At 61.7% G+C, this 11784-nt stretch carries 11 protein-coding genes; 7 read left to right on the top strand and 4 right to left on the bottom strand.

Annotated elements, in window-relative coordinates; genetic code table 11:
* Window positions 1–154: 154 nt before the first annotated feature.
* Window positions 155–2560 carry a hypothetical protein gene (locus tag IVB42_RS13885; protein WP_247299909.1) on the top strand — a complete coding sequence of 802 codons (2406 nt, stop codon included), beginning with the start codon at window positions 155–157 and terminating at the stop codon, window positions 2558–2560.
* Window positions 2561–3060: 500 nt separating this feature from the next.
* Here the strand turns inward: IVB42_RS13885 and IVB42_RS13880 are convergent, their stop codons facing one another.
* The 3 genes from IVB42_RS13880 to IVB42_RS13870 form a co-directional block, all read right to left on the bottom strand.
* A complete protein-coding gene (locus IVB42_RS13880) occupies window positions 3061–3669 on the bottom strand; it encodes a hypothetical protein (protein WP_247299906.1) in 609 nt (202 codons plus the stop codon).
* A gap of 1243 nt (window positions 3670–4912) precedes the next feature.
* Window positions 4913–5560 carry a hypothetical protein gene (locus IVB42_RS13875; RefSeq protein WP_247299902.1) on the bottom strand — a complete coding sequence of 216 codons (648 nt, stop codon included), beginning with the start codon at window positions 5558–5560 and terminating at the stop codon, window positions 4913–4915.
* A gap of 13 nt (window positions 5561–5573) precedes the next feature.
* Complete coding sequence (locus IVB42_RS13870; RefSeq protein ID WP_247299899.1) at window positions 5574–5888, bottom strand: hypothetical protein; 315 nt, start codon at window positions 5886–5888, stop codon at window positions 5574–5576.
* Window positions 5889–6129: 241 nt separating this feature from the next.
* Here IVB42_RS13870 and mobQ point away from each other — a divergent pair, with 241 nt between their 5' ends.
* On the top strand, window positions 6130–7320 hold the full coding sequence (gene mobQ / locus IVB42_RS13865) for a MobQ family relaxase (protein WP_247299895.1): 1191 nt from the start codon (window positions 6130–6132) through the stop codon (window positions 7318–7320).
* A 24-nt stretch (window positions 7321–7344) separates the two neighbouring features.
* Here the strand turns inward: mobQ and IVB42_RS13860 are convergent, their stop codons facing one another.
* A complete protein-coding gene (locus tag IVB42_RS13860) occupies window positions 7345–7728 on the bottom strand; it encodes a hypothetical protein (protein WP_247330370.1) in 384 nt (127 codons plus the stop codon).
* 604 nt (window positions 7729–8332) lie between these two features.
* Between IVB42_RS13860 and IVB42_RS13855 the strand changes: the two genes are divergently transcribed.
* From IVB42_RS13855 to IVB42_RS13835, 5 genes are all read left to right on the top strand, one after another.
* Entirely contained in the window at window positions 8333–8650 is a 318-nt protein-coding gene (locus tag IVB42_RS13855; RefSeq protein WP_247299892.1) for a hypothetical protein, read from the top strand.
* Window positions 8647–8907 (top strand): hypothetical protein, encoded by a 261-nt coding sequence (locus IVB42_RS13850; protein WP_247299890.1) that lies wholly within the window; start codon window positions 8647–8649, stop codon window positions 8905–8907. The genes IVB42_RS13855 and IVB42_RS13850 overlap by 4 nt, the downstream gene beginning before the upstream one ends.
* Window positions 8904–9872, top strand: coding sequence for a tyrosine-type recombinase/integrase (locus tag IVB42_RS13845; RefSeq protein WP_247330373.1), 969 nt, complete (start codon window positions 8904–8906; stop codon window positions 9870–9872). The genes IVB42_RS13850 and IVB42_RS13845 overlap by 4 nt, the downstream gene beginning before the upstream one ends.
* A gap of 142 nt (window positions 9873–10014) precedes the next feature.
* Complete coding sequence (locus IVB42_RS13840; RefSeq protein WP_247299914.1) at window positions 10015–10602, top strand: hypothetical protein; 588 nt, start codon at window positions 10015–10017, stop codon at window positions 10600–10602.
* The gene (locus tag IVB42_RS13835; RefSeq protein ID WP_247299911.1) at window positions 10603–11664 is read left to right on the top strand and encodes an XRE family transcriptional regulator; all 1062 of its coding nucleotides are present in this window, start codon (window positions 10603–10605) and stop codon (window positions 11662–11664) included. It abuts the gene before it with no gap.
* Window positions 11665–11784 lie beyond the last annotated feature (120 nt).

Here is an 11784-nt window from a genome sequence, read left to right as displayed (position 1 = left end):
GACGAGGACGCGTGTCCAGTAGGCGTTGTCTCCGCCGCCCTCGACTACGAGAACCCCATGGGTGAGGATATTCACGACGCTGCCACAGCGCTTGCCACGGCATATGCGAACGGCGATGTCTACCGTGCATCGGGCATGGTCCAGCGGGAACATAATGTCTCTGTACAAAAAACTACAAGATGTCCGCAGCGAGGAAGACGTCAAAGATGTTTACATTCAGGCGTTAGGCTTGAAGAAATATACCAAAGGGCTAATTGATATTCGTACGAAGGAAATGTGGTTCGAGGCTAAACATCACGGCAAGGACTCAAGTTATAAGATGTTCACCCAGCTTCTGCATTATGTGCAGGATGGGTTGAATAAAGGGGACGAGTTACCACCGTTCCTGGCAGTAATGGATACTGAGAAGGCGGCTCTGATGAAGACCGCTGATGTTATTCCATTTTTGAAAAAGAAGACGATAAAATGGGGCAAGTCGGCTACTAAATTCCCGAAGGAGGCGCTCGACCAAGTATCCGCGTTCATTGGAACAAGGATGGTCTCGTTCAGGATAGCGACGCACGAAGATGAATTCATCAGTACTGTAAAAGCCGCTCTGACAAAGGGCGATATTATCCGCATTTCGATCACGCCAGATAATTTGAAGCAAGTTTTCGATAAATGGGTCGAGATGATCGGTCGGGAAATCGGCGGTGCTCCGGTAGATAAATATGCCCTTCTCTTTTTCGCCGACATCATGCATGACGGAACCAAGGCGACTCATGAAAACTTGCCGGCCGAACTTCTCCATCAAGGAGAAGCGCCCGTATTTTCCCTCGACGGTAAACTTTATAAACTAGGTAATCGTGAGGGTTACCGTCAGTTCTGGTCAATTTATCACCGCCCACCAGATGAGGAGTATCGCAATTACTTATTAGAGCGTCGCGACTCCCTAATCCCGCTAGACGAGCGTAGCTTCAAGGGCGCTTTCTATACTCCACTCCACGTGGTTGATAAAGCCTACGATAAGTTAGCCGACGTTCTTGGGAAGAACTGGCAGAAGAACTACATAGTTTGGGACATGTGCTGCGGCGTTGGGAACTTGGAAACCAAGCATTCCAACCCGCGAAACGTTTTTATGAGTACATTAGATCAAGCTGACGTCGATGTTATGAAAGCTACTAGAACCTGCGTTTCCGCCACTCGGTTTCAATATGATTATCTCAATGATGACATTACGGCTGATGGCAGAATTGACTATAGCCTCACCAACAAAGTGCCGCCCGCTCTGCGGCAGGCAATCGCCGAAGGTCGAAAGATCCTGATACTTATCAATCCGCCATATGCAGAAGCTGCAAACATAGATAACATCACAAGTTCTCGTGGGAAAAATTCAGAGAGCAAAAAAAGCGTTTCAAAGACGCAGATTGCTAAAACGATCAGTGATTTTGGATACGCTTCGCGCGAACTATTCGTGCAATTTCTAGTGCGGATCGCCAAAGAGATACCAAACGCTACCTTGGCTATGTTCAGTACCTTGAAATATGTAAATGCTCCAAATTTTGAGCCATTCAGGTCGTTTTGGAATGCATCTTATCTCGGCGGTTTCTTGGTGCCTAGCAAAGCATTCGATGGTCTAAATGGGAATTTCCCTATTGGCTTCCTTATTTGGGAAACCGATAATTCCGCAAAAAAGAAGACACCAATTACAAACATAGTTGCGGAGGTTCTTAATAAAAAAGGCGAAGCAATTGGCGAAAAGCAATTCTATAATCTACCAAGTGAGCGATTTCTGAGCAATTGGATTAAGCGGGCAAGGTCTAATAAGGATGACGCCCTGCCCTTGAAAGGCGCGCTCGTGCCAACGACTAGTATTAAAGATGTGCGTGGCACTAAATGGGCAGACGGAGCGATCGGCGGAATGATTGCGCCCGGTGGTGATGTTCAACACGCAAATCTTACCGCCTTGCTATCATCAGGGTACTGTAGCGCAGGCGGTTTTTTCGTCACCAAGGAAAATCTCTGGAAATCGGCAGTTGTGTTTGCGGTACGGCGTCTAGTTAAGCCGTCGTGGCTCAATGATCGGGATCAGTTCTTACAGCCTGATGAGCCTCTTACTGAAGAATTTAAGATGGACTGCTTAGTCTGGATGTTGTTCAGCACACAAAATCTGACGGCTGGCGCGAACGGATTGGAGTGGAATGGTCGCCAATGGAGTCTGGTCAATCACTTTATTCCGTTCACCGAGGCTGAAGTTAATGCACCTGACCGATTTGAATCAGATTTTATGGTTCAATACCTACATAAAAAGAAGTTTTCGGTTGAGGCTTCCGCAGTCTTACGAGCAGGTAAAATCCTTTGGCAAACGTATTTCTCCATCACCGATGTATATAGCGTTCGTCAAAGCCTCAAACTCAATCGCCCCGATGTTGGATGGTATCAGATCCGATCCGCTCTTGGTCGACGCGAGGAACAGAAAGACAAAATCGAAACCGAATTTGCTGTCTTTGACTCAACCTACGAGACGCTGACATCGAAGCTAGCACCGATGATTTATGATCTTGGCTTCCTAAAAACTTAGCGTGCAGCAGCGGCTCATGCTGGTAAGCAAGCAGGCGAGATCTCGGGACACGAGGCGGAGAGAGAACGTTCGTCTCCGCGCTGTCAATCTGCATAGGTATGGGCGCTTAGCGTACGTTTTCGAACATCCTCTGCGATGACCCCGAGTTGGCGTAGACGAAATACCAAAGGTCCAAACCGGGTGAACGACGACGCCTTCACAGATGAGCTGAGATCGGCCCTGGAGGCCCTGATCTCGGAAGCCCGTGCAGCAGGCCCAGGGCGGGTTGTGACCGCGGCCGAGCGCGCTGCGATAATCTGGGTCACGGACCGCCAGGAAGCCCCCGAGGCCGCCCGCCGCGATCTGCCGGTACCAGAGACCGCACGCCGCTTGCAGTAGGATCCCGGCCGCCCTGGCTCCTGTGGTGGGCGACGCGATCTCTCGTTCATGACGGACACCCGTACCCACGACGATCTACGAACTTACAGCCTCCCAGATCCGGACTGGTGCACAACTGCGGTTCAGCCGGCGAGCCGACGCCACCATGGGCGTGCTTTCCAGGCTTCCAGCTCGGCGCGGGCCTGGGCGGTCTCCGCTTCGGCTCTCTTCTCCAAAGCACTCAACTCTACCCGTGATTGAGCCGCTGCGGCATCGGCCAATGCTAATCGCGCTTGCAGCTCGCGCTCGCGACCCCCGGCCTCCTCAACGACCTGGGCGAGTTGCCGAGCGAGAGCGGCGACCTCCCCGACTAAGTGATCGGATTTCTCAGTCTCGGCGCTCCTGTCAGCTACCGCCTGCGACAGAGCTTGCTGCGCCTCTGTGAGAGCCCGCTCGAGCCGTTCGATATGGGCGGTTAGGAAGGCAACGAAGGTCCTTTCGAGAGGGCCTTCGACAGGAGGCTCAGCATCGATTTCGCTTTCATCGAGAGGGGTTTCGACACCTCTCTTGAGAGCCCGCTCAAACTCTTCGATAGGGATCTCTATCCGGGTCCTACCGTCGTTACCGGGGAGCCTACGCCAGCCCTGTCGGCGCACGAGCTGCCGAGCTGAAGCCGGTTTCAGAGAGAATGCTTCCTCGATCTCCGCATACGTCATGATGCGGGACGAAACCCCCTTCGACACCTCGCTCATGACAGCCCCTCGGTCACTCGGAATGAGACGGACGAGAGGGTGTGTCCATAACTCTTTCGAAAGGGTATCTGACCGCCCTTTCGAGACCCCCGTCGAGGGAGGGCTTACCGTAGCCGTGTTGACTGCCTGTGTCGGTACGGGGATGGTGGGCGAATGCCGGACTCGTGCCGGTTCGAGGAGATAACCGCCACGACGGCAACGTAGAAAAAGCAACGGCCCCTCAGGCGCCAACCTGAGAGGCCGTGGACCGATCTCATAGAGACCGGCGGGGGATCAAACACCTCCCGACAGTCTCACGAGCACCCTTAGGGGTCAAGACGGGACGCCAATCCCGTCAACGGTCTTGCTCGTTCTGTGGAAGGGTGTCGCCCGCTAAGGCGATGCTCGCTGCTGTGCCGTGGCCCGCAAGGGCTGGGACATGTTCGCTGAAGAACTTAGGCGCGCCGTCGAGGTTGCGCCCCGGGGCGCGCTGCCCGAGGTGGCGGCGCTGCTGTGGCGCGCCTTCGGGGCGGGCCAGGTGAGTGAGGCCGAGGCCGAGGCGCTGTCGGCGCTGATCGAGGGGCGGACGGTCATCCCGGCCGCGCCCGTGCCGCCGCGAAGGCCTGCTAGCTCCCGGCCGCGGAGCGACGCCCCGCCGGGCCGACCGTCCATCTTCCCCCCGAAACGCCATCAGCGCTCGCCGGATCGCGCTCGGTCACTAGAGCGACGGCGGACCTTGGCTGCCTCTGGTCCAATGCCCCCGGCGCTCGCGGCCCGGCACACGACTGGCGAACTCGCCGCGTTACGGATCATCGCCGACGAGGTGCGGGCGCGCGGCGCATGTGAACTGTGCGTGTCGGCCATCGCGGCGCGAGCCGGGGTGTCGGCCTCGACGGCACGCAACGCGATCCGGACGGCTGCCCGTTCCGGGCTTCTCCACGTCGAGGAGCGCCGCCTTCTCGGCCGGCGCAATGATCCCAACCGCATCACCATCGTGGATGCCGCTTGGCGGGCTTGGATCGCGAAGGGCGGCCGAACCGGGGGGGGTGCCTTCAAAAAACTCGAGCCCACGGACAGAGGATCTCAGAAAGCGCAATCTTGGAGCGGTCAGCGGCCAGCGGAAACGTCGCAAAGAGCTGCCGGGAGGCAGGGTCGGGCGAGGGCAAGGCCACCTTCCGATTCCGGACCGGGTCCGTCACGGCGAGTGCCATCCATGCGGTAGGCTCATGCACCCGATCGTCATTCCGAACGGCCCGCTGCGCACTCAGTAGCCGTCGAGCACGGCGTACTCGCCACGCGGGCCGAACCGCGGCGCGCTCAGGTCGATGCGGACGCACAGGCGCGTGCGCCTGTCATCGGACTGGCAGTTCGTCAGCACCACGCGGCCTGCGCGGCGTTGCCAGTCCTCGGCCCGCGCCTGGAGCGTCGGCAATGCGACGCGCAGGCGCTCGACTTCGGCGGCGAGGCGGGCGCGTTCCGCCTGACCCCAGAAGGTAGACGCGGCGACGCCGGCAAACTGTGCGCCGGTGGCGCCCAGCACGACGAGGCTCAGAACTGCGGTGAGGCGAAGTGTCAGCCGAGCCGTTGCCTGTCGAACCCCGTGCGTCGCTGCGTCGATCTCACCGCGCGCGTCGTGCAGCGCGGCCACGACCTCGCTGCGCAGTCGGTCGGCCCCGAGCGCGGAGACCGTCGTGTCCAACGACGCGACGCGGTCGGACAGCGTTCCGAAGGCCGGCCCGAGGGCCGACACGTCGAGGGTGAGGGTACGAGGTTTTGCAGCCGCCATCTCGGCCGCCTGTGCGGCCTTGAGCGTCCCCTGCATGTCCTGCCCGAGTCGGTCCACGTCGCGGCGGACTGCCTTGAGCGTGTCGAGCAACTCAATGACGGGGTCGGTTGAGTTCGCGCCGTCCATTGTCGGCAGGGTCCTACGAGTGCTCCGTCTCGGTGGGCGGAACAGGATCCTGTCTCATGGAGAAGATGTGCAGGCGGCCGAGAAGGTCGGTGACCCTTCGGAGGTCCACATCCGGAAGACCGTCGTTGTCGATGATCGAGACCAGCTGCTTGGCATTGGCAGGGCTGTCGTAGGCCCATCGGATCACAACAGCGCCGACGACCTTCGCCTCCCGTTCATCCCTGGCTTGGATTTCTGCCTCCACACGTGCGGTCTCAGCGGCAAGCGCCGTCAGCCTCTGTTCCGGGGTGCGCTTGATGCGCTTCGGCTTGGTCTCGGTCGTGTCCATGTTCGAAGCTCGCTTTTTGAGAGTTGCATTCGAGGGGCGGGCAAAGCTAGGGTTGAGTCCCGAAGGGCGCGGTTACGTCTCGGACTGCGTCCGACACCCGCGGTCCTCAGGGGCTGCGCCCCGCCGGACGGCTTCCCCCCAGTCCGGCGCTTAGGCGCCGGACGTCAGGGTTCCTCACCCTGAAACCGAGCCAGCGTCGGGCCGCTGGACCACGTATGTGCGCACAGGGCGCGGTGACGGGATGGCGCTGTACCGCTTCGAGCTGAAGGTGATCGGCCGCTCCGGCGGGCGTTCGGCCGTCGCCGCAGCCGCCTATCGCTCCGGCACCCGGATGGTCTGCGCCCGCCGCGGCCAAGTCTTCGACTACAGGCGGCGCAAGGGCGTCTCGTCGCGCGAACTCCTCGCTCCCCCAAGCGCACCGGCATGGGCTCGCACGGATCGCCAGAAGCTCTGGCAGATGGTGGAGGCGAGCGAACGCCGGGTCGACAGTAGGCTCGCGAAAGAGGCCGTACTCTCGTTGCCGCGCGAGCTGAGCGTCGAGGATCGCGTCCGGCTGGTCCGCGCGTTCGTCGAGCGGGAGATTGTCGCGCTCGGTCTTGTCGCGGACATCGCGCACCACGACGGACGGACGGGAAAAGACGATCCGGACGGCGGCAATCCGCACGCTCACGTGCTGATCTCGACTCGTCGCGTCGGTCCCGATGGGTTCGAAGGCAAGGAAAAAGCTCTCGACGCTCGAGACACCCTGTTGCATCTCCGTGAAGCGTGGGCTTCGCATCTGAACGAAGCGCTCGAGCGTGCCGGAGCGCCGACGCGGGTCAGCCACCTCTCGCTCGCGGCACAATGCGAGGACGCCAAGGCTGAGGCTGCCGATGCGCGCGCCAGCGGTGACACGGAGAAGGCGGACGAAGCCGACGCAGCGGTTTTCGTGCTTGATCGGAAGCCGGAGCCGAAGCTCGGGCGGGGACACCACCTCCGAACCCGCGCTGGCATTCAGACCGACCAAGGCGAGGCCGTAGACGCGCTCCGGATTGAGCGTGCCCGCCGACAAACGCTGACCGCGACCCTGCGCACGCTGCTCCGAAAGGCCGCGCAGTTTCGGTTGCAACTCGGCGACCGCCTGCGTCAAAGCTTGAGCGAAGGTGCCATGGCCTCGCTGCGGGATACCAACCTCGCGGTGTCGGTGGGTCGCTTGGCACGCGGCGAAGGGGAGCGCCTGACTCCCGATGAGCGCATCAAGGCACAGGAACGACAGCGCGCGTTGAGGCACGAACAAGCTGAGCGGCGCTTGGCTTTGGGAGATGGTGAGCAGGCCTCGGCACGTGAGCGCGACCTGCGTCGAGAGGAGATTGAGCGCCATCGTATCGAACAGGAGTTACTGAGGGTCCGCGCCGTGATGCGGCGAGATCGTGGACGTGGGATCGGCCGCTGAGCGGCCGATCCACGGGCCGGCGCGCTAGTCCCTGCCCCACCCATCGTTCCGAACCGGCTTGCGGGACTTGGGCTTGCGCTTCTGTTCGGCCTTCGGGGTGAGGTTCGGCGGCACCGGAGCCGGAGCCGGCTGAGGAACGACGGGAGCGGGCTTGGCCTCCGCGTCTTTCTTGGCGCGCGCGTCGATGATGAGATCGCCGATGGTACGGTCGAAATTCGGCCCGTCATCGACGTTCGGTGGGACCTTGCACCGACAGGTCAGACACCGGTCAACGCGCACCCGGATCCGCTCAAACGCGCGTTCGTCCTCGGGCGTGATTTCCTTGTTGTCACGCTTGAGGAGCCGCACGCGGTCCCAGGTATCGATCTCGAAATCCTCGATCTCGCATTCCCAGAGTTCGATCCGCACGTCTTCCGGAACGGGGACGCCCGCAACGTACGTCGCGGTACTCAGAAGAAGGGCATTCTCCTTGCGGCACTCCCATGAAAGGTGACCGGCTCTCCTGACCTGTACGAGATATCGACAATCATGAGGGCGCAGCGGGTTTGAAGCTTCCGGCGCAGCGGAGGCATTCTGATCTTTGCGGTCTTCGTTCTGATTGGAGTTGGACATGTGAGGCCCCGGCATTTCCAGTTGCGAGGCCGTCTATGAATATCGCTCTTTGCCGAAAGTACAGAGCGGAGACCATTGGATAAGTGGGCCGGACCGGCAGACAGTATCTTGAAAAAGCTGAGAAATACTGCTACAAGGAGCAAGAACGACATCATAAAGACGGGAGAGACCCGTCACATGTGGAGGGGCATTCGCCACCCCAGTGAAGTCGATGGACTTCACTGGCCACATGTGAATACATTCTTAAAAGTAACCTAATGGAATTTGGCGGCTCGCCAAAGCCCGAATTGGCGGCAATTCACAGTTTCGTGAAGGAGCTGCCTAGGGTGTGGGCAGCCGCGGGGTGGCGTCTTCTGGGCTGTGATAATGACGCTTATCGGAGGTCAAGACGGAGTCGGTCATGGTGGCGCTGTTGGAGCAGATGCTCCGGGACGTGCGCCGGGAGATCGCCGCGATCGAGATGCGCTCGGCCGCGCGGACTGCTGGGCTCCTCGCCCTAATCCGGGATGGGGCCGACACCGCCGAGCAGGACCGGCTGATGTCGGAGGACATGCGCACCCTGGACGGCCTGCGTCAGGAACAGCGGGTGCTGAAGGAGGCCCTGGAACGCCCCGACCTCCCGGCGAGCGCCCAGGATCTGCTCGATCTCGCCGACGCGAAACTACGCCTTGTCCTTGAGGCCCGACTCCAGCTCCAGGACCTGAGGGGTCAGGGATGACCGTCGCGCCCGTCCCGGCCTCATCGCTCCTCGATGACGCGCTCGCGGACGCAGATCGGGAGATCGCCGAGACTGAGCGGCGGCGCGAACGGCAAGTTCACCTCCTCCACGGCCTCGACCCCGGCACGAAGGCGCGGACCTGCGCCGAGCGCCTCCTGTGCGAGATCGACTGGACCCTCTCAATCAACCACACGCACCGAACGCTCATCCAGAACCTGCTGGCGACCGAAACCTCCAACGACGTGGGTTCCCCGTGACCACCCTTCCTACCCCTGTCGCAGAGACCGCAATCGGCCCCGCGCTCGACTTGGAAGCGGTCGCCGCCCGCGCCGCCGGACTCGCTCGGCAGGCGCGCGCCGCTAACACGCTCCGCGCCTACGAGGCCGACTGGCGGGAATTCGCGGGGTGGTGCGCCGCCCGCGGCCTCGAACCGCTGCCCGCCGCCCCGGCCGTGGTCGGGCTCTACCTCGCCGACTGCGCCGACCGGCTGTCGCTCGCGACCCTCGCCCGGCGGGTGAGCAGCCTCGCCGCCCGGCACCGCCGGGCCGGGCTCGGCCTCGACGTGCGCCACCCGGCCGTGGCCGACGTGCTGGCGGGCCTCCGGCGCGAGCGCGGCTCCGCCCAGCGCCGCGCCGAGGCCCTGACCGTGCCGCGCCTGAAGCAGGTGCTCGCCGGGCTCGGCGACGGCCTCGCCGACCGGCGCGACCGCGCCCTGCTCCTGGTCGGCACCGCCGCCGCGTTGCGGCGCTCCGAGCTGGCCGCCCTCGACGTGGCCGACATCGCCGTCCTGCCCGAGGGCCTGCGGGTCACGATCCGGCGCAGCAAGACCGACGCCGAGGGTCGCGGCGCGGTGCTCGCGGTCGGGCGCACGGGACAGGCGACGTGTCCGGCCGCCGCCTACACGGCGTGGCTTGCCGCGACCGGGATCGCCGAGGGGGCGGCGTTCCGCGCCGTCGACCGTCACGGCCGCCTCGGCGGGCGGCTGTCCGGCAACGCCGTCGCGCTGATCGTCCAGCGCCGCGCTGGCGCCGCCGGGCTCGACGCGGCGGCCTATGCGGGCCACTCCATGCGGGCGGGGTTCGCGACCTCGGCCGCCCATGCCGGGGTTGGCGAGATCCGGATCGCTCACCAGACCCGTCACGCCTCGCTCAGCACCCTGCGCCGGTACGTCCGTGAGGGGGCCCTGTTCGCCGACAATCTCGCTGTCGAGATCGGATTGTAGCGCTTCCAGGGCTCTCGTCTGGGACGCCCAGGAGTCCAAAGCGTAAGGCCCGACAAGGAGTTGCGGCTCGGTTATTGAAACGGTTATATTTTCCGCCATATCCTTCCAAGGGCGCGACGTGCTGCCGGATGGAGAGGGCCTTATGGACGTGGAAGAAGACCAGTCGCGCCAGATGGCGATCATCGAGCCCCTGCTGCTCGGCATCCACGACGCCTTGTACGAGGCGGTCGCCACCTACAACGGTGACGGGTACTCGGATGCGGTTCGTGCGCAGCACAGTGATCGCGCTGCCGCGTGCTGCATCTACGACCACGCCGAACGAGCGCTGATGGACCGCTTCGACGGCACGCCTGGGGTGAACTTCCTGGATCGCCGGGGGCTTCACCTGCTCAACTACCGGGATCAGGCGCTGATCCGGGTCAAGAAGGTGAACGGGTTAGGCCAACACGCTAACTACCAGACCCTGCAACAGCAGGATTATGACGACGAGATGCCCCTCCTCGATCTGCCCGAGGCGGCCGTGCGTCTGTATGCGGGCTACCAAATGGATGCCGCCGGGGCCGCGATCGAGCGGGTGATGATTGTCAGGCAGATCGGCAAGGACGTGATCTGGACGGCGCAGGTCACCGCTACGGAAGCCCAGGCTGCGTGGGTGGACATCACGCCGGAGCGGATCCCTGACACTGGTCGGACCGACTTTGAGGCGGCGCGTGCGAGACGAGGACGCTAAGTGACCGACGCGGTCTTCAACGCTGACATGCTGAGACTCGCGCGTGAGGCGCGCGAGATGACCCAGGCTGATCTGGCGAGAGAGGCGTCTGTCACGCAGGCGCTCATCTCGAAGCTCGAACACGGCCTGATCGGCCAACCCTCCGACGAGGTGCTGGGCAACCTCGCGAAGGCACTCCGCTTCCCTACAGCCTTCTTCCATCAGCGCGAGCGCGCGATCGGGTTCCCCGCCTTTCACTACCGCAAGCGCACGAAGCTCGGCGCGAAGCCACTCGCGCGGATCGGTGCGGTCATCAACATCCGGCGTCAGCACGTGGCGAGGCTCTTGCGCTCCTACGACCTGGAAGTCGCCAAGCCGATCCCTCAGATCGACCTGGACGAGAGCGGCCTCACGCCAGAGAAGGTCGCCGAGCGGCTGCGCGCGTACTGGATGCTGCCGCGTGGGCCGGTCGCCTGCGTGGTTGATACGATTGAGCAGGCGGGCGGCATCGTCATCATGACGAGCTTCCACACCAAGCTTCTGGACGGCATCAGCTTCCGTTCGGAGGGCATGCCACCGCTCTTCTTCATGAACAAGGATGTTGCCGGGGACCGCTTCCGTTTCTCGCTCGCGCACGAGCTTGGACACATCGTTATGCACACCGTGCCTGACGACGATCAGAAGATGGAAGAGGAGGCGCACCGCTTCGCTGCGGCTTTCCTCATGCCTGCCTCGGATATCAAATCATATTTGATATCTCCTAAGATTACTGCTCTCGGTAGAGTGAAAGCGTACTGGAAGGTCTCTATAAAAAGCTTGATTAAAAGAACTTACGACCTAAAATTAATTACTGATTCTCAGTACAAAAACATGAATGTTCAGTATAATAAATCTTTCAACGAGGGTGAGCCATACGAAATACAGGTAGAAGAACCTTGGCGCCTTAGAGATATCATCAAGTATCACTGCAACGAGCTTGGATACAGCTTGTCTGACTTGGCGCGCCTTCTGGCTGCGAACGAAGCCGACGTTGAGCGCGCGTATCTCCCGCGCCAGGGCCTACGCCTCGTGGTTTCGAACTGAGTTTTGGGTCCCCTTCTACGTGACGAGGACGCGTGTCCAGTAGGCGTTGTCTCCGCCGCCCTCGACTACGAGAACCCCATGGGTGAGGATATTCACGACGCTGCCACAGCGCTTGCCACG

Source organism: Bradyrhizobium sp. 45 (assembly GCF_023073155.1).
Classification (GTDB): Bacteria; Pseudomonadota; Alphaproteobacteria; order Rhizobiales; family Xanthobacteraceae; genus Bradyrhizobium; species Bradyrhizobium canariense_D.
Note: the sequence above shows the minus strand (reverse complement) of the source record. Positions and strands in the feature narration are given on the sequence as shown.